Source organism: Thalassovita mediterranea, assembly GCF_001458435.1.
In the GTDB taxonomy this organism is placed as follows: Bacteria; Pseudomonadota; Alphaproteobacteria; order Rhodobacterales; family Rhodobacteraceae; genus Thalassobius; species Thalassobius mediterraneus.
The window spans coordinates 98,793-123,305 of sequence record NZ_CYSF01000017.1; the positions used below are offsets into that span (position 1 = coordinate 98,793).

Below are 24,513 nucleotides of genomic sequence, written 5' to 3' on the forward strand. Positions count from 1 at the left end.
CTCACACCGTCGGTATTGCGTTTTCGGCACAGGCCTCGACGACGGTTTCTGCGTCGATGGTGCGTGCGCCGCGCGGCAGGTCGGGGGAAATGGTGTAAACCGCATCCGCCCGCCACAGGCCGCCTTGTTGCTCTACATTCGTGCGGACGTGCCGCGCGAAACTATATCCACGGATCAGCGTATACTGCGCAGCGGCGCATTTCGCATAATCCTCTACATGTCGTGGCCCTTCGCCGCCTTGCATAGCGACAACGAAGCTGACCAGATCCCCGTCCAGCAACCGCGTCTCAACCCCTTTGTAGACAGGGCGCGGGGCCTCTGCCTCAACCCGCGCGTCAGGCTGCGCCTGACAGGCGGCCACGGTCGAAACCGTGATCAGGGATATGAGCGCGGTGCGGATCATTATTCGGCCGCCATCGCGTTTGTTTTGCGCGCCTTGGCCCCTGCCGACAGCTCTGCCATCAGAGACGAGGCGCGGGCAATCGGGTTGGTCAGGTAGAAATCGTTCACTGCAGGCAGGAAATCAGCCTTGCCCAGCTTGTCGAGCGGCAGTGCAACCCATTCGTTGTCAGCAACCTGATCCACCTTCGCCAGATGCGGCACTGCAGCCACCAACGCCTGACGCAGTTGCGCAAGGCTGTCCCATGGCTGGGTTGCGTCCAGTTCTGCCGACAATGCCCGCAGGATGGCCCAGTTTTCCTTGGCCTCACCAGGGGCGAAGCCAGCGCGCAGCGCCAGCTGCGGGCGGCCTTCGGTGTTCACAAACAGACCGTTTTCTTCGGTGTAGGCCGCTGCGGGCAGGATCACGTCGGCACGCATCGCACCGCGATCACCATGGCTGCCCTGATAGATCACAAAGGCGCCCGGCGCGATTTCGATCTCATCTGCGCCGAGGTTGAACACCACTTCGGCCCCGTCAGTGGCAGCATCTACGCCACCTTCGGTCACGGCACCCACATCCATCGCACCCACGCGGGACGCGGCGGTGTGCAGAACCATCAGCTTGGAACCGGTTTCTTCGGCCAGTTTCTGTGCGGCTGCCATCACGGCCAGACCGTCGGCCTCGCGCAGGGCGCCCTGCCCGACGATCACAACAGACGGTGCGTCTTTCACGGCGCCATGCTCTTTGCCCAACAGACTTTCCAGCGAAGCACGATCCGTACCCACATGCGCATAGTCATAGGTCAGATCCGCAGCGGGACCGACCAGACCAACATTGGCACCGTTCAGCCATGCCTTGCGGATACGGGCGTTCAACACCGGCGCCTCATCGCGCGGGTTGGTGCCGATCAACTGGATGAACTTAGCCTCATCAATATCTTCGATCGACGCGTTGCCAACATAGCCAAAACGGCTGTCGATCGGCAGGCGCGCCTTGTCGGTGCGGCATTCAACATTGCCCCCCAGACCTTCGATCAGGTTTTTCAGCGCGAACGCCGCCTCTACCGGCACCAGATCACCGATCAGACCGGCAACCTTCTTGCCCTTCATCGCGGTGGCGACAGCGGCCAGCGCCTCGCCCCAGCCTGCTTTGCGCAGCTTGCCGTTTTCACGGATGTAAGGCGTATCCAGACGCTGACGGCGCAGACCGTCCCAGACAAAGCGGGTTTTGTCGGAAATCCATTCCTCGTTCACGCCATCATGGTTGCGCGGCAGGATGCGTTTCACTTCGCGGCCTTTGGTGTCCACACGGATGTTCGACCCCAGCGCGTCCATCACGTCGATGGTTTCGGTCTTGGTCAGTTCCCACGGGCGGGCGGTGAAAGCATAGGGTTTCGAGGTCAGCGCGCCAACCGGGCACAGATCGATGATGTTGCCCTGCAGGTTGCTGTCCAGCGTTTCGTTCAGATAGCTGGTGATCTCGGCATCCTCACCGCGACCGGTTTGGCCCATCTGGGTGATGCCCGCCACTTCGGTGGTGAAGCGCACGCAGCGGGTGCAGCTGATGCAACGGGTCATCGCGGTAGACACCAGCGGGCCGAGGTTCAGGTCATCCACCGCACGCTTGCCTTCGGTGAAGCGGGTGCCGGACATGCCGTAGGCCATCGCCTGATCCTGCAGATCGCATTCGCCACCTTGGTCGCAGATCGGACAATCCAGCGGGTGGTTGATCAGCATGAATTCCATCACGCCTTCGCGGGCCTTTTTGACCATGGGCGAATTGGTTTTCACCACCGGCGGCTGGCCTTCGGGACCCGGGCGCAGATCACGCACCTGCATCGCGCAGGAGGCCGCCGGTTTCGGCGGGCCGCCTACAACTTCGACCAGACACATGCGGCAGTTGCCAGCAATCGACAGACGCTCATGGTAGCAGAAACGCGGGATCTCTACCCCAGCCTGTTCACAGGCCTGAATAAGGGTCATCGCGCCCTCTGCTTCGATCTCCTGATCGTCAATGACGATTTTGCGTAGGTCGGTCATCTTGCCTCACTTAGCTTTCAACAGGACTCCAATCTGACTGCGCGCTGCGATCTCGGCATGGCCGAGGCTGCACAGGTCATCAGATTGAGCGGGGTCAAGCCCCTTGGATTTTACATAAGCCTCGCCACGACCGCGCATACGGTCCTTTTCGGCGCTGCTGTCTACATAGGCTTTGATCTCGTCGCGGCTGTAGCCGAGCGCCTTGGCGCGCGAACGCAACGAATTCAAGAAAGCCAAACCTTTTAGGGTGCGGGGTCTGATTTCGTCACATTCATCCGAAATCTCGACCGCCAAGGCGACCCACAGCATGTTATCGTCAATTTCTGCCACCTCACGCAGATGCGGTTTCGGCGTGGCCGACGTGGCCAGCAAGACAGTGGTGACAACAACAGTGGCAGCCAAGTTCGTCATACGCATGAAACATCTCCTTTGATCGCACGCGACATCGGGGCGCCGAAAACGGCCCCCGTCGCGGCAGAGATGCGGGCGCAGGGCTGTGTTATGCAATAACACGCTGCCCAAGCCGCTGATATGACGACACTTTTAATCATACGTCGCAACGTCCTGTCAGGATCATTTTGCCGTTTTCCAGAACCAGTTCTGCATCCGGAACATCGGGGCCATGGGTCCAGACGACATCGGAATTGCCGAAGAATTCGACACAGTGCTTAGTGGCGCTGTAACGTCCCGCATCCCGCGCCGGGCCCAGCCCCTGCGCAACGCGATCTACAGTGATGCTAAAAGAGGTACGATCGCCACGATCCGAGGACAAACGCGTCGGAAAATACTGACCGTCAAACAGCGTACGGTTCTTGGTGCTGGTCACGTTCCGTGCCCAGTCACATCCCGACAGCGCCATAGCGCCCATCAAACAGATCATTGCGATACGCATCTCAGATCACTCCGCTGCAATGGCCGAACGACGACCGGTTTTCTGCGCCTTGATACGATCTTCGATCTCATCGCGGAAGTTGCGGATCAGACCCTGGATCGGCCACGCGGCCGCATCACCTAGTGCACAGATGGTGTGGCCTTCGACCTGTTTGGTCACATCCCACAGCATGTCGATCTCTTCGATCTCTGCTTCGCCTTTCACCAGACGATCCATCACACGCATCATCCAACCGGTGCCTTCACGGCACGGGGTACACTGACCGCAGCTTTCGTGTTTATAGAATTTGGCCAGACGCCAGATCGCTTTGATGATGTCGGTCTGTTTGTCCATCACGATCACCGCCGCAGTCCCAAGGCCAGAGCCAAGGTCATTGCGCAGGTAATCGAAATCCATGATCGCATCGCGCATGTTTTCACCGCGCACACAAGGAACGGACGAACCGCCGGGGATCACGGCCAAGAGGTTGTCCCAGCCGCCACGGATGCCACCGCAGTGTTTTTCAATCAGCTCTTCAAAGCTGATCGACATCGCCTCTTCAACCACACAGGGGTTGTTGACGTGGCCCGAGATCGCGAACAGCTTAGTGCCCGCGTTGTTCGGACGGCCAAAGCCCGCGAACCATTCAGGACCGCGACGCAGGATCGTCGGCACAACGGCGATTGATTCCACGTTGTTCACTGTGGTCGGGCACCCATAAAGGCCCGCGCCCGCCGGAAACGGCGGCTTCATGCGCGGCATACCTTTTTTGCCCTCAAGGCTTTCGATCAATGCGGTTTCTTCGCCGCAGATATAGGCCCCTGCCCCGTGGTGCAGATAGAGGTCGAAATCCCAGCCGGAACCCGCCGCGTTTTTACCGAGCAGACCCGCGTCGTATGCCTCATCAATCGCGACCTGCAGCGCCTCACGTTCACGGATGTATTCACCGCGAATGTAGATGTAGGCCGCATTTGCGTTCATCGCGAAGGACGCAATCAGCGCCCCTTCGATCAGCGTATGAGGATCATGGCGCATGATCTCGCGGTCTTTACAGGTGCCGGGTTCGGATTCATCAGCGTTGATCACCAGATAAGCCGGACGACCATCGCTTTCCTTCGGCATGAAGGACCATTTCAGACCAGTCGGGAAACCCGCGCCGCCACGACCGCGCAGACCCGATGCTTTCATCTGATCCACGATCCAATCGCGCCCCTTCTGGATGATGCCTGCGGTGCCATCCCAATGGCCACGCGCCTTGGCGCCGGCCAGGGTGCGTTCGTGCATCCCGTAGAGGTTTGTAAAGATACGGTCTTGATCCTTCAGCATCCCGTTACCCTTTGCTGTTCTGGTCGTTGCTTTGACGCAAGCGCCAGATTTGGAAAATCATCACGATGGCATAGATAAATCCCGCCAAGGCGATCAGATCGAACAAAGCGCGTGTGCGGTTCGGCAATTCCAATTGCCCGCCGACAAACGACGCGACGATCCAGAACACGGCCGTACCCGCGATCACCAGTGAGGTGACGCGACCCTTACGTGCCAGTTCTGCATCTTTTTGTTCGCTCAACGTGTTACCCTCAGTCCTTCTTGGCCAGCTCTGCCGCCTGACCGATCCAATCGTCGCGGGTGATCCGGCCTTTGAATTTCAGGCGGTTATCAACCCATTGGATTTCGGCATCAGTCCATTTGGCGATCTGGTCGAAGTGGTAAAAGCCCAATTCGTTCAGCGTCTGCTCCAGCTTGGGGCCAACACCGCTGATCTTTTTCAGATCATCCGCACCCTCGGCGCGGGCGGCGGTCAGAACCTCGGGCTCTGCCTCATCTACCTCGGCAGCGGCTTCAGCTTTGGGGTTCGCGGCTTTCGCCTCTGCCGCCTGTGCGTGAGCCGGTTTGGCAACCGGTGCAGGCTCCGCAACCTTGGCCCCTGCAGGTGCGGCCACGGTCGACGCATCCTTGCCCTTCATCCACGGGGTCAGGATCGGCACTTCGGTGCCGTCGATACGCTTGACGGTTTCGCCCAGATCCACAGCCAGCTGTGCGGATGCGTTGTATTTCGTCTTGCCGCTGTCAAATTCCTTCAGCGAGGTCAGACCGGACAGCGGTTCAGAGGAGAAGCGGCCGTTCTGCGGACCGGGAACCGGCACCTTGCCTGCACGCAGTTCTGCCAGAATTTCGGCAAAACGCTCAGCGGTCAGATCTTCGTAGTAGTCTTTGCCGATCTGCACCATCGGAGCGTTCGAACAGGCACCGAGGCATTCCACCTCTTCCCAGGTGAACGCGCCATCCTCAGAAACGGTGAACGGCTTCTCTGCAATCTGGTCCTGACAGACCTTGATGAGATCCTCTGCGCCGCAGATCATGCACGACAGAGTGCCGCAGATCTGTACGTGCGCGATGGAGCCGGTCGGGGTCAGCTGGAACATGAAGTAGAAGGATGCCACCTCAAACGCGCGGATGTGGGCCATGCCCAGCATGTCAGCGACATATTCAATCGCCGGACGCGACAGCCAGCCTTCCTGTTCCTGCGCACGCCACAACAGCGGAATAACCGCCGACTGCGCCCGACCTGCGGGGTATTTGGTGATCTGTGCCTCAGCCCATTTCTGGTTCTCAGGCGTGAAAGCAAAGCTTTCTGGCTGGTCATGATAGAGACGGCGTAGCATCAGGCACAGGCTCCGGTCGTAAGTTTCACCCCGCCATCGTCAAGCTTTACAGCATTGCCCTTGGCGAGTTCATATTCTGTTAGCCCAACCACCTGTTCGCGACTGAAGCCTGTTTGCAGCTCCACCGGCAGATAGTCGGATTCAACCCGCATCACGCAGCCCACAGAGGCCACAGCGGTTTCATAAGCAAGGACGTCCTGTTGGCTCAGCCCCTGCGGCAGGCCGCAGGCGGCCAGCAGCGGGATCAATGCGGTGAGAGTGACGCCCTTCCTCAACATCAGCGGTCAATCTCCCCGAACACCACGTCCATGGTGCCGATGATCGCGGCAACGTCGGCCAGTTGGTGGCCGGTTGCGACGTGATCCATCGCCTGCAGGTGCAGGAAACCCGGCGCGCGCAGTTTGGCGCGGTAGGGTTTGTTGCTGCCATCAGATTTGATGTAGACGCCAAATTCACCTTTGGGCGCCTCAACCGCTGCGTAAACCTCACCCTCGGGCACATGGAAGCCTTCGGTGTAGAGTTTGAAGTGGTGGATCAACGCCTCCATCGAGGTTTTCATATCCCCACGTTTCGGCGGGGTCAGCTTGCCACGGGCCAGCACGTCACCCGGGGTTTCGCGCAGTTTCACGATGGCCTGACGGATGATCGACACGGACTGCCGCATTTCCTCCATACGGCAGAGGTAACGGTCATAGCAGTCGCCGTTTTTGCCAACGGGGATCTGGAAGTCAAATTCGTCATAGCATTCATAGGGCTGCGAACGACGCAGATCCCATGCCAGACCAGATCCGCGCACCATCACGCCAGAGAAACCCCAATCAAGGATTTCCTGTTCGTTCACCACACCGATGTCAGCGTTACGCTGTTTAAAGATGCGGTTTTCGGTCAGCAGCCCGTCGATGTCGTCCAGCACGGCGGGAAATTCGATGCACCACTCTTCGATGTCGTCGATCAGGCTGTCGGTCAGATCCTGATGCACACCACCGGGGCGGAAGTAGTTGGCGTGCAGACGTGCGCCACAGGCACGTTCATAGAACACCATCAGCTTCTCACGCTCCTCAAAACCCCACAGCGGCGGGGTCAGCGCGCCAACGTCCATCGCCTGCGTGGTCACGTTCAGCAGGTGGTTCAGCACGCGGCCAATTTCGCAGAACAAAACGCGGATCAGCTGGGCGCGGCGGGGCACCTCAACACCGGTCAGTTTTTCGATCGCCAGACACCATGCGTGTTCCTGGTTCATCGGCGCCACGTAATCGAGACGGTCGAGATACGGCAGGTTCTGCAGGTAGGTGCGGCTTTCCATCAGCTTTTCGGTGCCACGGTGCAACAGGCCGATGTGCGGGTCGCAACGCTCAACAATTTCGCCGTCCAGTTCCAGAACCAGACGCAGCACGCCGTGCGCCGCAGGGTGCTGCGGGCCGAAGTTGATGTTGAAGTTACGGATTTTCTGTTCGCCGGTCAGGGCGTCGTCGAAACCTTTGGAGCCGTCCATTATTTCGCCTCCCCTTTCTCGGAACCTTTTTCGTCACCGGGCAGGATGTAGTTTGCACCTTCCCACGGGCTCATGAAGTCAAACTGGCGGTATTCCTGAACCAGCTTCACCGGTTCATAAACCACACGCTTCAGCTCTTCGTCGTAGCGCACTTCGGTGTAACCGGTGGTCGGGAAGTCCTTGCGCAGCGGGTAGCCACGGAAGCCGTAGTCGGTCAGGATCCGGCGCAGGTCCGGGTGACCGGAGAAGATGATGCCGAACATGTCAAACACCTCACGCTCGAACCAGTTGGCCGAGGAGTGGATCGACACGATCGAAGGCACCACATCTTCTTCGCGGATCGACACGCGCAGACGGATGCGGTGGTTCTGATACATCGACAGGAAGTGGTAGACGACGTCAAAACGCTTCGCCCGCTCGGGGTAGTCCACGGCGGTGATATCCACGAGGGTGGAGAACTTGCAGGTCGGGTCTGCCTTCAGGAAATCGACAAAGCCCGCGATGTTGGCTGGCGCCACATCAACGGTCAGTTCGCCGTAAGCAATATCCCAGCTCAGCACGCAATCGGGGCGCTTCAGCTCAAGGTGGCCGGCCAGATCTTTCAGAGCGTCACTCATGTTCTTATCCTTCCCCTCGCCTTAGCGTGCGATGGTGCCGGTGCGGCGGATTTTGCGTTGCAGCTGCATCAGACCATACAGCAGCGCCTCAGCGGTGGGCGGGCAGCCGGGCACGTAGATGTCCACGGGCACCACGCGGTCACAGCCGCGCACAACCGAATAGCTGTAGTGGTAATAGCCGCCGCCGTTGGCGCAGGACCCCATCGAGATCACGTAGCGCGGTTCCGGCATCTGATCATAAACCTTGCGCAGCGCGGGTGCCATTTTGTTGGTCAGCGTACCCGCAACGATCATCACGTCCGACTGACGCGGGGAGGCACGCGGCGCGATCCCGAAACGCTCAGCGTCATAACGCGGCATGGAGGTGTGCATCATCTCAACCGCGCAGCAGGCCAGACCAAAGGTCATCCAGTGCAGCGAACCAGTACGGCCCCAGTTGATCAGATCCTCAGCCGTGGTCAGCAGAAACCCTTTGTCCTGCAGCTCGCGGTTCAGCTCCTGGGTGGCAACCTCACGGTCGAACCCGGCGGTGTTCTGTCCGGTCATCACTCCCATTCCAGGGCCCCTTTCTTCCACTCATACGCAAAGCCTGCGGTCAGCACAGCGAGGAACACCATCATCGACCAGAAGCCGACCATCGAGATGTCCTTGAACGCGACGGCCCAGGGGAACAGGAAGGCGATTTCCAGATCGAAGATGATGAACAGGATCGACACCAGATAAAAACGCACGTCGAATTTCATGCGCGCGTCATCAAAGGCGTTAAAACCACACTCGTAGGCAGAGACCTTTTCCGGGTCCGGATTGCGGACGGCCAGAACAACGGCGGCAAGAATAAGAACGAGGCCAAGAGCAATTGCGATGGCCAAAAAGACGAGGATGGGAAGGTATTCCCTCAGCATGTCTTCCACTGTGGCTCCTTTCATGCGCGATCCGCGCAGTCAGTAGGCTGCTATATCTTTGGCACGGTTTACTCCCGCGAGGCCCTCAGGGTCAACCGAGTGCCGTTTTTTTCAGCCCAGTTAATAATGTCGTTTTTTCATGCCAGATATTCAGTATACCAATGCACACAACCCTTGTTTTAAAGGGGTCAGTTTCCCAAACTGCACCGACGGCACCCGAAATCAATTCCAACAAGCCAAGTTTTTGAGGAACATGTATTTCGCAGAAATGTTTCATTGTGGCGCTAACAGGCAACAATGCTGTTTCCCGACGCGAATCCTAAGAAATGGGAATCAGCCGAAATCACCTCAATTCCGGCTGCTATAACACCGCTGTTCACCGTTATTTTACGTTGACCTTGGCCGTGTTTTTACCCCTGCGACTGCCAGCGGGGTTTACGCTTGTCAAAGAAAGCACCGATACCTTCGGGCGCCTCTGTTCCCTGCCAGCATTCGGCCAGTTGGTCGATGGTGTGGCTGATCACCGCATCATCAATCTGTGGCCCCAGCGTGCGCAGCAATGCCTTGGCCCGCGCCACCGCGCCGGGGGCGCAGTCGAGGTAGGGTGCCACCTCGGCCTCAATCGCGGCGTCCAGCTCTTCCGCAGGAACCGCCCGCGCCAAAAGACCAAGATCCACCGCCTCTGCCGCATCAAAACGGCGGGCAGACATAAAGACACGGCGCGCCCGTGCCTCGCCCATACGGGCGCAAACATAGGGGCCGATCGTTGCGGGGATCAAACCCAGCCGCGTTTCCGTGAGCCCCATCAGCACTCTATCGGCGCCAATCGCCACATCGCACACAGACGCCAGACCAACGCCACCGCCAAAGGCATTGCCCTGCACCCGCCCGATGAGCGGTTTCGGCAGGGTGTTGAGCGCCTGCAGCATATGGGCCAGCGTGCCCGCCTCGGCCTTGCGCACCTCTGGCGTAGCTTCAAACTGCTGGCGCATCCAACCCAGATCACCGCCTGCACAGAACGACGGCCCACGCGCCGCCAGCACCACCACCCGCACGCTATCATCGCTGCCCAATTGATCGGCTGCCGCGTGCAATTCGGCAATCATCTGCGCCGACATCGCGTTGTGTTTCGCTTCACGCGCCAGCCAAAGTGTCGCCACCCCGCGCGCGTCGCGCTCAATCTCAATGGTTTCAAAATCGCTCATACTGTTTCCCCTCCCCGCTTATTCAATCCGCTTCAATCCGCATCTGGCGCGCCATTTCAGCGGCTTGTTCGACCACATCCAGATCAAGACCTGTACTATAGCCAAGATCGGCCAGCCGCCGCGCCACCGCCTCGGTCGCGACATTACCTGCAGCCCCCGGCGCGTAAGGACACCCGCCAAGACCGCCGACGGCTGCATCGAATACACGTACACCCAGATCCAGTGATGCCTCGATGTTGCTCAACGCACGGCCTGATGTATCGTGATAATGGCCTGCCAGCTTACTGGCGGGGACAACCTGCAAAACAGCGTTGAGCATGGCTGTGATCTTCTCCGGTGTGGCCTGCCCAATTGTATCGCCAAGAGAGATCTCATAGCACCCCAATGCCAGCAGCGCTTCGGCGACGCGGGCAACCTCTGACGGATCAACGGCCCCATCGTAGGGGCAATCAGTCACGCAGCTGACGTAGCCGCGCATCGGAATACCGGCTGCGCGCGCCGCTTCGGCCACGGGGACAAACCGCTCAATACTCTCTGCAATAGAGGCGTTGATATTGGCGCGCGAAAACCCCTCAGACGCAGATCCAAAAATCGCCACCTCATCCGCACCAGCCGCGACCGCGCCCTCAAAACCGCGCATGTTTGGGGTCAGGGCTGCATATGACACCCCGGGCGCGCGGGTGATACCGGCCAGCACATCTGCACTGTCGGCCATCTGCGGCACCCATTTGGGGCTGACAAAACTGGCGATTTCGATGCGACGAAACCCAGCGCGGCTAAGGCAATCCACCAAAGCAACCTTTTCTGCGGTCGGGATCTGACGTTTTTCGTTCTGCAAACCGTCGCGGGGGCCCACTTCGAAAATCTCGACAGTGTTCCGGTCGGCGTTTGGCACAGTTTCAGACATTCGGGACCTCATAAAACGCTTGTGTGTAAATGCGGCGCGCGCCCTCTGGCGGCAGCGCCTTGGCAAAGGCGGGGCGTGTGATCAGGCGCGCGCGATACGCCGCGACATGGGGCAAGGCATCCAAATGCACAAACCGCGGCGCCAGCCAGATCCCATAGCCCACAGCCACATCCGCCGCTGAAAACCCAGATGCCAGCAGATAATCCCGCCCATCCGAGAGCAGCTGTTCCAATCGGCCCAGCACCTTGGCCAGACGCTTGGTTTCCAGCCCCATCTGCGTCGGTGAACGCATCCAGGGTTCATAAAGCACGATATGCGCCTGGGTCAGGTTCGCCAGATGCTGTCCCAGCGTTTCGCCGTAATGCAGCAGATCCAGGTAGGCCATCCGCTCATCACTTTGCGGCGCGCGGCCCAAGCCCATGTCAGCGCAGCGTTCAGCCAGATATTCGACGATGGCCCCGCTTTCCAGCATCACCTGCCCGTCAATTTCCACCGCCGGCACCCGCCCCGCAGGGTGCAGCGCCAGATAGCTGTCAGAGCGCAGCGATTTGTCAAAGAAGTCATAGACCTGCAGCTCATATGGCAGGCCTAATTCCTCCAGCAACCACAGCACCCGCATTGAACGGGCCTCATGGGCGTGATGCAGGGTGATTTTCATCTGTGTTTAAACCTCAGGCAGCGCGTAGAAATCGCGGGTGTAGAATTGCTGCACCCCCTCTAGCGCCTGTGCTTGCTGATAGGCCGCGCGTGCCGCCAGACGATCCTGATAGGCCGTCAGGTTGGGGAAGGCTGCGAAATCCACGTAATGCGCCGCCGCCCAGACGGTAAAGCCCATCATCACATCCGCCGCCGAAAACCCAGATGCCAGCAAATACGCGCGCCCATCCGCCAGCCGCGCCTCCAACGCCTTGAGCGCGATGGCGAGGCGTTTGGTTTCAATGCCCATCACCGGGATGGAGCGCATGGCGGGATCAGGTAGGAACAGGTGCTGCATGTTGAGGTTTTGAATGCCCGTGCCCAGCGTTTCTGCATAGTGCAGCCATTGCAGCCACTCCGCCCGCTCTTCATTCCCGACTGCAGGCATAAGGCTATGGTCTGCACGGGTTTCGCACAGGTACTGCACCATTGCGCCACTTTCGACCAATGTGATGCCGTCAATTTCCAGCGCAGGCACCCGCCGCGCAGGTGACAGTGCCTTGAAACCGTCCTGTTGCAGCGATCCATCGGTGATCTGATAGTCCACCAGATCCACATCGACGCCAAGTTCACACAGCAACCACAGGACACGGAACGACCGACTGCCAGCGATGGAGTGCAGGGTAGGTTTGGATGTGGTCATATCAGCCGTCCTTCTACTGCGTTTTCTAATCGGCAATGTAACTTCGCTAATCGCGGCGCGATTGCGCCGCCCCTCGGAACGGCGCTCTGCACCATATTTCTAACAACACTTACGCATTGCACAGCGCTCTCACGCTTCTTCCAACCGGATCAGCGCGGCCCCTGCCTCGACCTGATCACCGTCTGCGGCCAGCACTTCGGCGACGATGCCATCACGGGCGGCCAGCAGGGAATGTTCCATCTTCATCGCCTCCAGAATGGCCAGACGGTCGCCTTCTTTCACCTCTTGGCCTTGGCGGGCAAAGACCGCTTTGACCAGACCAGGCATCGGGGCTTCAATCACATTGCCATCCCCTGCCGCACCGCTGGCCTGATCCAAAGGATCAATTCGGGTGAAGCTGAGGCCATAGCCTGCAAAGACCGTGATCGCGTCCCCCGACAGCGCCACATCAGGCAGGCGTTTGCCTGCGGCCAGCCATTGGCCGTTCACGCGGGTGCAGATGACCTGCGCGCCCTCGATATCCCAGTGTTGCAGATCAGGACCGCGCACTTCCACCGTTGCGGTAAATGTTGCCTCACCCTCGCCCAACGTGACCGACTGATGCAGCGGCGCCCAGAGGGTGAAGCCGCTGTCCCACGCCGCCTGCTCTAGCCCAAGTGCGGCCTGCGCGGCGGCGGCCTTGTGCACGGGCGTCGCCTCGGGGGCTGCGACCAGCGCATCAATTTCCCGCGCGATCAGGCCGGTGTCCACATCCCCCGCAGCAAAGGCCGGATCGGCAGCCAACGCACCAAGGAAGGCAAGGTTCGTCACCGTCCCTGCCACCTGCGTCTGATCCAGTGCCGCCGACAGACGCGACAGCGCCGCCGCGCGGCTGGGACCATGCACGATCACCTTGGCAATCATCGGGTCATACCACGGGCTGATGGTGTCCCCTGCCCGCACGCCACTGTCTGCCCGCGCCATCGCAGGGAAGCTCAGGTGGCTGAGCGTGCCTGTGGCGGGCAGGAAGCCCTTTGGCACATCCTCAGCATAAAGACGGGCTTCAAACGCGTGACCAATCAACGGGATCTGTTCCTGCGTCATTGGCAAAGCCTCGCCCGCAGCGACACGCAGCTGCCAGTCGACCAGATCAACACCGGTGACCAGTTCGGTCACGGGGTGTTCCACCTGCAAGCGGGTGTTCATTTCCATAAACCAGAACCCATCCGGGCGCAGGCCGTTGGAACCATCAACGATAAACTCGACCGTTCCGGCGCCCTTGTACCCGATTGCCTCTGCCGCGCGGACAGCGGCATTCCCCATCGCGGCGCGCATCTCTTCGGTCATGCCCGGCGCGGGGGCTTCTTCGATCACCTTCTGGTGGCGGCGCTGGAGGGAGCAGTCGCGTTCATACAAATGCACGGCGCTGGTGCCATCGCCAAACACCTGCACCTCGATATGGCGGGGTTTCTGGATGTATTTCTCGATCAGGCAGTCAGGATTGCCAAAGGCGGTCTGCGCCTCGCCCTGCGCACTGGCCAAGGCATCGGCGAAATCGGCGGCATCCTCAACCAAACGCATGCCTTTACCACCGCCGCCAGCAACAGCCTTGATCAGCACGGGATAGCCGATCTCCGCCGCTTGCTGGGCAAGGAAATCCGCATCCTGATTGGCGCCGTGATAGCCGGGCACAACGGGAACGCCCGCCTCTTCCATCAGGGCTTTGGCCGCGTCCTTCAGCCCCATCGCGCGAATGGCTGAGGCTGAGGGGCCGATGAAGGTCAGACCCGCCGCCTCGACCGCGTCAACAAATTCGGGGTTCTCGCTGAGGAAGCCATAGCCCGGATGGATCGCCTGCGCGCCCGTTGCCTGCGCGACGGCAATGATTTCGTCGCCCAGCAGATAACTGTCTGCAGGTGCCGGGCCGGTGCCGATCAGCACCGCCTCATCCGCCATGGCCACATGTTTGGCCGCGGCATCCGCGGTGGAATAAACGGCGACGGTCTGCACCCCCAGAGAGCGGGCGGTTTCCATGACGCGACAGGCAATTTCGCCCCGGTTGGCGATCAGGATTTTGGTAAACATATACGGCGTCCTTTTTGGCAAAGGTCGGAGCGGGGGCTGCCTGCCCCCGGACCCCCGGGGATATTTCTGGAACAGTGAAAGAGGAAACAAGCTGTCATCATGGCGCCTCTTCGACCCATGACTTCAATACAGGCTTGTCGCCAGTATTAGGCCAATCAATCAAAATGGCCCCATAGGCAGGGACTTCCTTGCCTGTCAGGCAGCTTCGGGTCGAAACAGGTTGTCCATCTGTCGAGTTGTTGCTCAACCCCAAGATACGGCTTTGGCGGCCATTGATCTTGATCGTCATACCCTCCTCAGGCATCCCTGTTATCTGCGTCAGCATCACAACAAGGCCGTCTACTCCAGTGACCTGAAAGTGATCTGATATTTGTCCGCGAAACCGCATCGCTTACATCCGGAACACGCCGAAGCGTGTCTCTTCGATCGGGGCGTTCAGTGCGGCGGAGAGGGAAAGCGCCAGCACCTCGCGGGTTTTGCGCGGGTCGATGATGCCGTCATCCCACAGACGCGCCGAGGCGTAGAGCGGGTGGCTCTGCTCTTCGAACATGTCGATGGTGGGCTGTTTGAAGGCAGCTTCTTCCTCGGCTGACCACGTGCCGCCCTGACGTTCGATGCCATCGCGTTTGACCGTCGCCAAAACGCCCGCCGCCTGTTCGCCGCCCATGACCGAGATGCGGGAATTGGGCCATGTCCACAGGAAGCGCGGGGAATAGGCGCGGCCTGCCATGCCGTAGTTGCCAGCCCCGAAAGAGCCGCCAACCAGCATGGTGATTTTCGGCACTTTGGTCGAGGCCACCGCGGTCACCATTTTCGCGCCGTGACGGGCGATGCCTTCGTTTTCATACTTCCGGCCCACCATGAAACCGGTGATGTTTTGCAAGAACACCAACGGGATCTTACGCTGGCTGCACAGTTCAACAAAATGCGCACCTTTTTGGGCGGCCTCGGAGAACAAGACGCCGTTGTTGGCGATGATGCCGACCGGGCAGCCTTTGATATGGGCAAAGCCGGTGACCAGCGTTTCACCAAAACGCGGTTTGAATTCGTCAAAGCGTGATCCATCGACGGTGCGCGCGATCACCTCGCGGATGTCATAGGGGGTGCGCAGATCGCCGGGGACAACGCCGAAGATTTCCGACGGGTCATAGGCGGGTTCTTCGGGCGTGGCCCAATCCACGGTGGCGGGGCGGCGGCGGTTCAGGTGGCTGACGGCGCGGCGCGCCAGCGCCAGTGCATGTGCGTCATCTTCGGCCAAGTAATCCGCCACACCGGAAAGGCGCGTGTGAACATCACCGCCGCCCAGATCCTCGGCACTGACCACTTCACCTGTTGCGGCCTTCACCAATGGCGGACCGGCGAGGAAGATGGTGCCTTGCTCTTTGACGATGATGGTCACATCCGACATCGCGGGCACATAGGCGCCGCCTGCGGTGCAGCTGCCCATCACCACGGCGATCTGGGGGATGCCCTTGGCCGACATATTGGCCTGATTGTAGAAAATCCGGCCAAAGTGGTCGCGATCAGGAAACACCTCATCCTGTTGCGGCAGGTTGGCGCCGCCGCTGTCCACCAGATAGATACAGGGGAGGTTGTTTTCCTCGGCAATCTCTTGCGCGCGCAGGTGTTTTTTCACCGTCATCGGGAAATACGTGCCGCCTTTGACGGTGGCGTCGTTGCAGACGATCATGCAGTCCACACCGCTGACCCGCCCAATGCCCGCGATCACGCCCGCCGCAGGGGCCGCATTGTCGTACATGCCATATGCAGCTGTCGCGCCGACCTCTAGGAAGGGTGAGCCGGGATCGAGCAGGTCCGCAACACGGCGGCGCGGCAGCATCTTGCCACGCGCCTCATGGCGTTCGCGCGCCTTCTCCCCGCCACCCAAACGCGCCGCATCAGCGGCAGAGGTGATCTGGGCAAGTGCAGCCTCATGGGCGGCGACATTGGCTTTGAACCCGTCGGAGGATGGCAAAGCGTTGGATTTCAGTTTCATTGCAAGCTCCATTGCTCATTGGGGTTCAGCCCACGTTGAATGTGGAAAACGACACGTCTTTTGTTCCAATCCGCTAGCGCCTCTGCGTATCGGCACAGGACAGCCTGTGACACATTGGGCAGCCTTTGCGTGATGCACAGTTCTTGGGGCGAAGGCAGCTCCATCAGTGGCGGATTTATAGACTCTGGCACCGTCAGGTCCGCATAGGTTTGCAAATCACCTTCCAGCCAAGCGCTGACGCGCAGCAAACATGCCTCTGTCTGGCGCAACTCATATGCAATGTCGCAAAGGCGCTGAGATGTGGAAACACATAGTGCATCCATCGGGACGTGAGTTGGTACAGAAGGGACACGAGCAGTGCATTCGGCAAGATATCCTTCGACGTCGAACACCTGAGTCTCCGCAATCGCATCAGACGCGCTGCCAAGACCGCATGCCAGAATAACCCAACCCAGCATTGACCGGCACGGGTGGTTCCGCGGCCCCAAGAGATTGCGAATTGCGCCTATGGTCACCAGGCTCCTCATCCCAACTCCCCCGCCGCACGCGCTTTCAGTTCCTTACGGATCACCTTGCCCGTGACAGTCATCGGCAGTTCGTCGAGGAAGGCAATCTCTCGCGGGTAGGCATGTTTGGCGATGCGGGCCTTGGCAAAATCCTGCAGTTCACGCGCCAGCGCATCAGAGGGCACGAAATCCGGTTTCAGCACGACATAGGCTTTCACGATCTCGGTGCGCAGCTCATCCGGTTTCCCAACCACCCCGACCGTCGCAACAGCGGGGTGTTTCAGCAGGCCATCCTCAATCTCACTGGGGCCGATCCGGTAACCGGCGGAGGTGATCACATCATCTTCCCGCCCCACGAAGCGCAGGAAATCCCCGTCCCAGATGCCGCGATCGCCGGTCAGCATCCAGTCGCCGCAGAACTTGGCCGCTGTTTCATCTGGACGGTTCCAATAGCCCAGCATCATCGAGGCCGCGCCGCGTTTGATCGCCACCTCACCTTCGCCATCTGTCACCTGTCCCTGATCATCAAGGATGGCAATGTCGAACCCCGGTGCGGGTTTACCGATGCAGCCCGGTCGCGCTTCAAATAGACTATCGGCGGATGAGGCTACCATATTGCATTCGGTCTGGCCGTAAAATTCATTGATTGCGACGCCAAAGGCCCCCTGCCCCCAGTCGAGCATTTCTGCACCAAGTGGTTCACCCCCGCTAGCAACCGTGCGTAGGCCCGCGATCACGGCCCCCTCTGCCTTTCTGCACCAAGTGGTTCACCCCCGCTAGCAACCGTGCGTAGGCCCGCGATCACGGCCCCCTCTGCCTTCAGCATGCGCAGCGCGGTTGGGGGGAAGAAGACATTGCGCACCGATCCTTCGGCGATGATGCGCTGGCATTCATCGGTCGAAAACTTGGCCATACGTGCGGCGGCCACGGGCACGCCCAGCGCCAATCCCGGCATCAGCACATCAAACAGCCCGCCGATCCACGCCCAATCAGCAGGCGTCCAGATGCAATCGCCCTCGGCGCCTAGAAAATCATGGCTCATCTCGACACCGGGCAGGTGGCCAATCAGCATCCGATGCGCGTGCAATGCCCCCTTGGGCGACCCTGTGGTGCCCGAGGTGTAGATCAGCACGGCGGGATCTTCAGCCCCTGTGTCAACGGTTTCAAAGGGCTGATCAGACAGCGTGACGTCCTCGGCAACCAGCGCCTGACGATCCGCGTCCTTTAGCCATTCCGCCAGACCCTCGGTGCCTTCTGGATCCGCAACAACCACGGCAACGCCTGCATCCTCTAGGCGGGTCAGCAGCGCCTCAACCCCGAACAGTTTGAACAGCGGGATCGAAATGGCACCGATTTTCCAGCACGCAATATGCGCCGCTGCGGTCCATCCCGATTGGGTGCGCAACACGCCTACGCGGTCCCCACGCGACACGCCACGTGCCACCAGTTGATGCGCCAGACTGTCCGCCATTTGGCGCAAACGACCGTAGGTGATCGCCTCTGCCGCGCCCGATGATACGTCACGGATCGCCACCCGATCAGGACTACGGGCCGCCCAGTCATCACACACCTGCGCGGCCATATTCAGGCGCTCGGGGACTTCCCACTGGAACCCCCGATATAGAACGCCATAGCTGTCAACACGCGGCAACATCGGCTTAGCGCATCGCATTCATCAGTTCGCGGCCCACCAACATCCGACGGATTTCCGAGGTGCCAGCGCCGATCTCCATCAGTTTTGCATCGCGGAAGATGCGGGCCACCGGGCTGTCGGACAGGAAGCCCGCACCGCCAAAGGCCTGCACCGCCTGATGTGCCACAACCATCGCCTCTTCGGAGGCATAGAGACAGCACGCCGCCGCATCCTGACGGGTCACTTCGCCACGATCACAGGCCTTGGCCACCTCATAGACATAGGCGCGGGCGGAATTCATCTTGGTATACATATCGGCGATCTTGCCCTGCATCAGCTGGAAATCCCCGATCGACTGACCGAACTGTTTGCGTTCGACCATGTAGGGCATCACCTCATCCAGACAGGCGGCCATGATACCGGTGCCGATACCGGCCAGCACCACACGTTCATAATCCAGACCGGACATCAGCACGCGCACACCTTTGCCTTCTTCGCCCAGCACGTTTTCAAACGGCACCTCGACATTGTCAAAGATCAGCTCGGCCGTGTTGGACCCACGCATCCCCAGCTTGTCAAAATGCGGGCTGGTGGAAAAACCAGTCATGGATTTTTCGACGATAAAGGCGGTGATGCCTTTGGACCCTGCATCGGGATCAGTTTTGGCATAAACCACCAGTGTATCCGCGTCTGGGCCATTGGTGATCCAGTATTTGTTGCCGTTCAGCACATAGTAGCCGTTGCGCTTTTCCGCCTTCAGCTTCATCGACACCACGTCAGAGCCGGCTGAAGGTTCGGACATCGCCAGCGCACCCACATGTTCACCGCTGATCAGACCGGGCAGGTATTTCTGCCGCTGTTCGTCAGTGCCGTTCAGCTTGATCTGGTTCACACAAAGGTTCGAGTGCGCGCCGTAGGACAAAGACACAGAGGCAGAGGCGCGCGCCAGTTCCTCAACCACTATCACATGGGCCAGATAGGACATGCCAGCGCCGCCGAATTGTTCCGGCACGGTGACGCCCAATAGGCCCAGATCACCCATTTCGCGCCAGAGTTCGTTGGGAAATTCGTTCTTGGCATCCACCTCAGCCGCCAGCGGCTTGATCCGGTCCTGCGCAAACCGATGCACCATATCGCGCAGCGCGTTAACGTCTTCACCCAGATCGAAATTCATCACGGCATTGAACATGATCCCGCCCCTCCCCGGCGATTAATGAACAGTTGTTCAATAAATGGCGCGAAAAACGAGTCGCGTCAAGCCGCCCGTTCATTTGTGGTCCATTCGACGCCCCATAGCGTCGCGACAACACAAAAAAGGGGACGGCCAGCACCATCCCCTTTCAGAGCCTTCATTCTTCAGATGGGATCAGTTGTGAACCACTTCGCTCAGGCTCAACCGGCCATCGCGGTTTTCATCGTATTCCGCGATAAACACACGGGCACCTTGCAACGTGGTCAAATCCAAGTCTTCGCCGTCATCATGGCCCATAGCGGCCGTATCGGCGTCCCAATCGGCCTCCCACTTTTCCAGAGTCGCCTTGAGGGCGACGATACAGTCGACACTGGCACCCAGATCCTGCGTCAGTTCTTCGGGCACCAGTTGTTCCGCGGCGTTTTCATAAGCGATCACCTCATCCACCGTGACCAGACCATTGCCGTCCTCATCTGCCTCAAGGAAGGTTTCCACCGCCTCGCGCTGCATCACCGCCTCTAGTTCGTCGTAGGTGATAACCTTGTCGGCGTTGGCATCCATGTGCGCCATATCTTCGCGCAGCATATCCTTAACCGGGCGCGACATTTCAGCGGCCACTTCACTGCCAGCACAGACCTCAGGCACAGGCGGCATTGCGGGTTCATCGCCATAGTTGAATGCCAGATATTCGGTTTCAGTCACCTGACCGTCACCATTGATGTCCAGTTCGGCAAACGCCACGCGAGCATCGGACGAGGCCTGCGCTGGCATACTGGCGCTGGCCAGATAGCCGCCTGCCAGCAAAAGCGCGGGCAAAGCCATGATGGAAACGCGGGTGGTGGTGTTTGACAGTAGGGTTTTCATTCTGGTGTCTCCTTTTGCAAAGGACACCCCACCAGCTGCCACAGACGCATCTGCCTGATCCTGCATCCCAATATCCTGGGCCACAAGGTCACGCAGATAGCCGCTCATCGTTTGACCATCTTGGGCCACACGACGCGCCAGATCCTGTTTCTGCTCGGGCGAGAGGCGAAATTCGATGCTTTCGGTTTTCTTGCTCATGCTATCAGAACCTTTCTTTATGCGGCGCCTGTCGTTCGTCATATCGTTCAAGAGGATATGGGACTGCGGATAGACTGCCGGGGTGTCTGCCAAATCACCTGACAATCCCGTCCCAAATTTTCCAATAAATCCGTGTCCGGCAAAAGGCATTTCGTGTCCGGACAACCGCAATTAAAGATGTCCGGACAGTTTATGGCGCCTATTTTCTGGCGGTGGCGTTAATCCGCCTGTGTCTGCTGAAAGACCACCGACACCTCTTGGCGAATGATCCGTGCCAAGAGCGCGCAATCCTCAACAGAGAAAGTCAACGGTAGGCGCATATCCAGAATGCCGCGCAACACGCGATCACTGGCGGGCATCGGCGCGCTGTCCACATAACGCCAACTGTCATAGCGGCTGGTGAAACCCGTCGGCTCCGCCCCGCCGAACCACTTCAGCTCGACCCCACGGGCAGCGCAGCGTTGCAGAACCGTGTTGATCGCATCATCCGACCAATCCAGCAGCAGAAACTGGATGGAGGAGCCGACGTAAACCTCTGCCTCTGGGCGCTGGATCACCGTCAGGCCGGGCGTGCCCTTCAGGCCCGCCTCCACCATACGGTAGCGTTCGTTCCAGCGATCAATCTGTCGGTTCAGGTCGCGCAGTTGTGGCCGCAAGATCGCCGCGCGCAGGTGATCCATCCGACCCGAGACGTTGGGTGTGTTATATTTCACCCCCTCAAACAACGCCGGATCGGGCGCCGCAAGGTGGCGATCGTAGAGCATGTAAGACCCCGACAACATCACCGCGCGCGCCATCACCTGCGGATCGTCACTGATCAGCAATCCGCCCTCGCCAGAATTCATATGCTTGTAGGTCTGCGTGGAATAGCAACCGATGATCCCATCCGTACCGCTCAACCGCCCGTTCCAGCGCGCGCCCATCGTGTGCGCGCAATCCTCAATCACGCGGATACTGTGGGCGTTACAGATCGCCATCAGCCGGTCCATGTCACACAGATGCCCGCGCATGTGGCTCAGCATCAGCACATCTGCCTGATCTGCCTTGGCCACCAGATCCTCCAGATCAATTGTCAGATCCTCACTCACGCCGACAAACACTGGCACAGCGCCCACGGCAGCAATCGCGCCGGGCACAGGGGCCAGGGTGAAGGCATTGGTCAGCACCCTGTCACCGGGTTTTACATCCAGCGCCCTCAGCGCACAGCCCAGCGCATAGCCACCTGATGCCAAGGCGAGCGCGTATTTGCTGCCCATCGCGGCGGCAAATTCCTGCTCCAGCAGGGCAACTTCGCCCGCCTCACCCTCTGCGACGTTATAGCGGTGCAGCCGACCTGACCGCATCACGGCGACCGCAGCTTCTATCGCCTGTTCAGGAATTGGCTCCTGCTGGGTGAAGTTGCCGGTAAAAACCTCGGACGCGTCAACGCTCATGCAGGCACCTCTGGATGACCGATCAAGCGTGCCACCTCATCCAGCAAATCATCATAGTGATCAACCAACCCTTCGGGCTGCAAATCAACCACTTCGCGCCCAGCTGGCCCGAAGGTCACAAGGATACACGGCACCCCCAGCGCAGCAGCGGTTTTGCGGTCGGTCACTGTGTCCCCGATCAATACGCAATGGGCCGGATCCCCCTGTGCCAGTTTCACCGCCTCAACCAAAGGGGCGGGATCGGGTTTGCGCACAGGCAACGTGTCCGCACCAACAAGGGAGGCAAATTCCGACCGCACCCCAAGGCGTGTCATCAATATCTCGGCCAGATGGACAGGCTTGTTGGTGCAAATACCCACCTTATAGCCAGCCGCCTTGAGCGTCCGAACAGCCGCCATTGTGCCGGGATACAGCGTTGTGTACCGGTCAATCGCACCTTCGTAGTGAACCAACAGCGAGGGATACCAACGATCCACCTCAGCCGTTATGTCCGCATGGCCCACACGGGTCAGCCCGAGCGTCAGCATCGCGCGTCCGCCATTCACCGCGGTCGCCGCATCTGCCACCGGATCCAGCAGATCACCGTGCCCCATATCCCGAAAACAAGCATTTGCCGCAGCAATCAGATCGCCACTGGTGTCGGCAAGGGTGCCATCCAGATCAAAAATAACCGTTTTCATGAACACCATCCCCTCAAATTCTGGCAAATATCCGCGCAAGTCGTGCCATGTCATGTTGCAGCACGCAATGACAAGTGACCATTGGCTGGTTGCACCAGTTGTAGAACCCGATAAAACCAGCGCAACACGAATTATAAGAATATCCGGAAATCGAGGACCGCATGAGCACAGCACTTGTCATTTTGGCCGCAGGCATGGGCAGCCGCATGAATTCTGACTTGCCAAAGGTGCTGCACAAGATCGCAGGTGCCCCCCTGCTGGTCCACGCGATCACCTCTGGTGCCGCAGTGAACCCGTCGCGACTGGTTGTTGTCGCAGGGCATGGCGCCGATCAGGTGCGCAGCGCGGTCGAGGATTGGGCGCCCGAGGCAGAGGTTGTCATTCAGGCCGAACAGCTGGGCACCGGCCATGCGGTTTTACAGGCGCGTGAGGCGCTCGAGGGGTTTGAAGGTGACGTCATCGTCCTGTACGGCGACACCCCCTTCATTCAACCCGATACCATCGCCCGCATGGTTGAGGCACGCCAACAACATGACGTGGTTGTTCTGGGGTTCGAACCCGAAGATCCCGCCCGCTATGGCCGTCTGGTAATGGATGGCGACCAGCTGCAGCGCATCGTCGAATACAAAGACGCGTCTGAAGCTGAACGTGCGATCACGCTGTGCAACTCCGGCCTTGTGGCGGCGGATGCTACGGTGCTGTTTGACCTGCTGGATCAGGTGGGCAACGACAATGCGGCGGGCGAATACTACCTGCCCGACATTGTGGCCATCGCCAAAGACCGCAATCTCAGCGCCACCGCTGTGACCTGCGATCCGTCCGAGACGCTGGGCGTCAACTCGCGCACAGAACTGGCACAGGCAGAGGCCCTGTTTCAGGCCCGCGCCCGTGCAGAGGCGTTGGAAAACGGCGTGACGCTGCAGGCACCGGAAACCGTGTTCTTTGCCCATGACACCTACGTGGGCCGCGATACGGTGGTTGAACCCAACGTGGTCTTCGGCCCCGGTGTGACCGTTGAGTCCGGCGCAGAAATTCGCGCCTTTTCTCACCTTGAAGGCTGCCACGTCAGCCAGGGCGCACAGGTCGGCCCCTACGCCCGCCTGCGCCCCGGTGCCGAACTGGCCGAAAAGGTGCGCATCGGCAACTTTGTCGAGGTGAAGAACGCTATTCTGGACGAAGGCGCCAAGGTCAATCACCTCAGCTACATTGGGGATGCCACCGTGGGCGCGGCGACCAACATTGGCGCGGGCACCATCACCTGCAACTATGATGGCGTGATGAAACATCGGACGGAGATTGGCAACCACGCCTTCATCGGGTCGAACACCATGCTGGTTGCGCCGGTGAAGGTCGGCAACCGTGCGATGACCGGCTCAGGATCGGTGATCACCAAAGACGTCGAAGCAGACGCGCTGGCCGTTTCGCGCGCCCGTCAGGAAAACAAAGCCGGCTTTGCCAGCAAACTCTACGACATGCTGGTCGCCAAAAAGGCCAAGCGCGACGCAGAAAAAAACAAGGAAAACCTGTAAT

26 protein-coding genes and 1 pseudogene are annotated in these 24,513 nt (G+C 59.6%); 1 reads left to right on the top strand and 26 read right to left on the bottom strand.

Features of this window, described 5'->3' with window-relative positions:
- Position 1: 1 nt before the first annotated feature.
- The 26 genes and pseudogenes from TM5383_RS14090 to TM5383_RS14210 all read right to left on the bottom strand — a co-directional run bounded on the left by TM5383_RS14090 (position 2) and on the right by TM5383_RS14210 (position 22,983).
- A complete protein-coding gene (locus TM5383_RS14090) occupies positions 2-403 on the bottom strand; it encodes a YNQ4 family lipoprotein (protein ID WP_143570231.1) in 402 nt (133 codons plus the stop codon).
- The gene (nuoG, locus tag TM5383_RS14095) at positions 403-2,421 is read right to left on the bottom strand and encodes an NADH-quinone oxidoreductase subunit NuoG (RefSeq protein WP_058319687.1); all 2,019 of its coding nucleotides are present in this window, start codon (positions 2,419-2,421) and stop codon (positions 403-405) included. The genes TM5383_RS14090 and nuoG overlap by 1 nt, the downstream gene beginning before the upstream one ends.
- A 6-nt stretch (positions 2,422-2,427) precedes the next feature.
- Positions 2,428-2,838 carry a DUF5333 domain-containing protein gene (locus TM5383_RS14100; protein WP_058319688.1) on the bottom strand — a complete coding sequence of 137 codons (411 nt, stop codon included), beginning with the start codon at positions 2,836-2,838 and terminating at the stop codon, positions 2,428-2,430.
- A 130-nt stretch (positions 2,839-2,968) separates the two neighbouring features.
- Positions 2,969-3,313 (bottom strand): hypothetical protein, encoded by a 345-nt coding sequence (locus TM5383_RS14105; RefSeq protein ID WP_058319689.1) that lies wholly within the window; start codon positions 3,311-3,313, stop codon positions 2,969-2,971.
- 6 nt (positions 3,314-3,319) lie between these two features.
- A complete protein-coding gene (nuoF, locus tag TM5383_RS14110; RefSeq protein ID WP_058319690.1) occupies positions 3,320-4,618 on the bottom strand; it encodes an NADH-quinone oxidoreductase subunit NuoF in 1,299 nt (432 codons plus the stop codon).
- 4 nt (positions 4,619-4,622) lie between these two features.
- Positions 4,623-4,859 (bottom strand): DUF5337 domain-containing protein, encoded by a 237-nt coding sequence (locus TM5383_RS14115; RefSeq protein WP_058319691.1) that lies wholly within the window; start codon positions 4,857-4,859, stop codon positions 4,623-4,625.
- A 10-nt stretch (positions 4,860-4,869) separates the two neighbouring features.
- Positions 4,870-5,955 carry an NADH-quinone oxidoreductase subunit NuoE gene (gene nuoE, locus TM5383_RS14120; protein WP_058319692.1) on the bottom strand — a complete coding sequence of 362 codons (1,086 nt, stop codon included), beginning with the start codon at positions 5,953-5,955 and terminating at the stop codon, positions 4,870-4,872.
- A complete protein-coding gene (locus TM5383_RS14125) occupies positions 5,955-6,233 on the bottom strand; it encodes a hypothetical protein (protein WP_058319693.1) in 279 nt (92 codons plus the stop codon). The genes nuoE and TM5383_RS14125 overlap by 1 nt, the downstream gene beginning before the upstream one ends.
- Positions 6,233-7,447, bottom strand: coding sequence for an NADH-quinone oxidoreductase subunit D (locus tag TM5383_RS14130; RefSeq protein ID WP_058319694.1), 1,215 nt, complete (start codon positions 7,445-7,447; stop codon positions 6,233-6,235). Before TM5383_RS14130 ends, TM5383_RS14125 begins: the two co-directional genes overlap by 1 nt.
- Positions 7,447-8,064, bottom strand: coding sequence for an NADH-quinone oxidoreductase subunit C (locus TM5383_RS14135; protein ID WP_058319695.1), 618 nt, complete (start codon positions 8,062-8,064; stop codon positions 7,447-7,449). Before TM5383_RS14135 ends, TM5383_RS14130 begins: the two co-directional genes overlap by 1 nt.
- A 21-nt stretch (positions 8,065-8,085) precedes the next feature.
- Positions 8,086-8,610, bottom strand: coding sequence for a NuoB/complex I 20 kDa subunit family protein (locus TM5383_RS14140; protein WP_058319865.1), 525 nt, complete (start codon positions 8,608-8,610; stop codon positions 8,086-8,088).
- A complete protein-coding gene (locus tag TM5383_RS14145; RefSeq protein ID WP_058319696.1) occupies positions 8,610-8,975 on the bottom strand; it encodes an NADH-quinone oxidoreductase subunit A in 366 nt (121 codons plus the stop codon). Before TM5383_RS14145 ends, TM5383_RS14140 begins: the two co-directional genes overlap by 1 nt.
- An 82-nt stretch (positions 8,976-9,057) precedes the next feature.
- Complete coding sequence (locus tag TM5383_RS17020; RefSeq protein WP_231725167.1) at positions 9,058-9,243, bottom strand: hypothetical protein; 186 nt, start codon at positions 9,241-9,243, stop codon at positions 9,058-9,060.
- Positions 9,244-9,376: 133 nt separating this feature from the next.
- Positions 9,377-10,171: a crotonase/enoyl-CoA hydratase family protein gene (locus TM5383_RS14150; RefSeq protein WP_058319697.1), complete on the bottom strand. Its 795-nt coding sequence runs from the start codon at positions 10,169-10,171 to the stop codon at positions 9,377-9,379.
- A 22-nt stretch (positions 10,172-10,193) separates the two neighbouring features.
- On the bottom strand, positions 10,194-11,078 hold the full coding sequence (locus TM5383_RS14155) for a hydroxymethylglutaryl-CoA lyase (protein WP_058319698.1): 885 nt from the start codon (positions 11,076-11,078) through the stop codon (positions 10,194-10,196).
- Entirely contained in the window at positions 11,071-11,736 is a 666-nt protein-coding gene (locus TM5383_RS14160) for a glutathione S-transferase family protein (protein WP_058319699.1), read from the bottom strand. Before TM5383_RS14160 ends, TM5383_RS14155 begins: the two co-directional genes overlap by 8 nt.
- Before the next feature lie 6 nt (positions 11,737-11,742).
- The gene (locus TM5383_RS14165) at positions 11,743-12,417 is read right to left on the bottom strand and encodes a glutathione S-transferase family protein (RefSeq protein ID WP_058319700.1); all 675 of its coding nucleotides are present in this window, start codon (positions 12,415-12,417) and stop codon (positions 11,743-11,745) included.
- Positions 12,418-12,546: 129 nt separating this feature from the next.
- Positions 12,547-14,481, bottom strand: a complete 1,935-nt coding sequence (locus TM5383_RS14170; protein ID WP_058319701.1) for an acetyl/propionyl/methylcrotonyl-CoA carboxylase subunit alpha — start codon at positions 14,479-14,481, stop codon at positions 12,547-12,549.
- A 97-nt stretch (positions 14,482-14,578) separates the two neighbouring features.
- Positions 14,579-14,770 (bottom strand): hypothetical protein, encoded by a 192-nt coding sequence (locus tag TM5383_RS14175; protein WP_143570230.1) that lies wholly within the window; start codon positions 14,768-14,770, stop codon positions 14,579-14,581.
- Between the two features lie 102 nt (positions 14,771-14,872).
- Complete coding sequence (locus TM5383_RS14180; protein WP_058319703.1) at positions 14,873-16,477, bottom strand: carboxyl transferase domain-containing protein; 1,605 nt, start codon at positions 16,475-16,477, stop codon at positions 14,873-14,875.
- A complete protein-coding gene (locus TM5383_RS14185) occupies positions 16,474-16,869 on the bottom strand; it encodes a hypothetical protein (protein WP_143570229.1) in 396 nt (131 codons plus the stop codon). The genes TM5383_RS14180 and TM5383_RS14185 overlap by 4 nt, the downstream gene beginning before the upstream one ends.
- Positions 16,870-17,000: 131 nt before the next feature.
- Positions 17,001-18,637: pseudogene (locus tag TM5383_RS14190) on the bottom strand (AMP-binding protein).
- Positions 18,638-18,641: 4 nt separating this feature from the next.
- Positions 18,642-19,805, bottom strand: coding sequence for an isovaleryl-CoA dehydrogenase (locus TM5383_RS14195; protein ID WP_058319705.1), 1,164 nt, complete (start codon positions 19,803-19,805; stop codon positions 18,642-18,644).
- A gap of 177 nt (positions 19,806-19,982) precedes the next feature.
- On the bottom strand, positions 19,983-20,870 hold the full coding sequence (locus TM5383_RS14200) for a CREC-EF hand family protein (protein ID WP_058319706.1): 888 nt from the start codon (positions 20,868-20,870) through the stop codon (positions 19,983-19,985).
- Positions 20,871-21,088: 218 nt separating this feature from the next.
- The gene (locus TM5383_RS14205) at positions 21,089-22,303 is read right to left on the bottom strand and encodes a DegT/DnrJ/EryC1/StrS family aminotransferase (RefSeq protein ID WP_058319707.1); all 1,215 of its coding nucleotides are present in this window, start codon (positions 22,301-22,303) and stop codon (positions 21,089-21,091) included.
- Positions 22,300-22,983, bottom strand: coding sequence for an HAD-IA family hydrolase (locus tag TM5383_RS14210; RefSeq protein ID WP_058319866.1), 684 nt, complete (start codon positions 22,981-22,983; stop codon positions 22,300-22,302). Before TM5383_RS14210 ends, TM5383_RS14205 begins: the two co-directional genes overlap by 4 nt.
- Before the next feature lie 161 nt (positions 22,984-23,144).
- Between TM5383_RS14210 and glmU the strand changes: the two genes are divergently transcribed.
- On the top strand, positions 23,145-24,512 hold the full coding sequence (gene glmU / locus TM5383_RS14215; RefSeq protein WP_058319708.1) for a bifunctional UDP-N-acetylglucosamine diphosphorylase/glucosamine-1-phosphate N-acetyltransferase GlmU: 1,368 nt from the start codon (positions 23,145-23,147) through the stop codon (positions 24,510-24,512).
- Position 24,513: the final 1 nt, after the last annotated feature.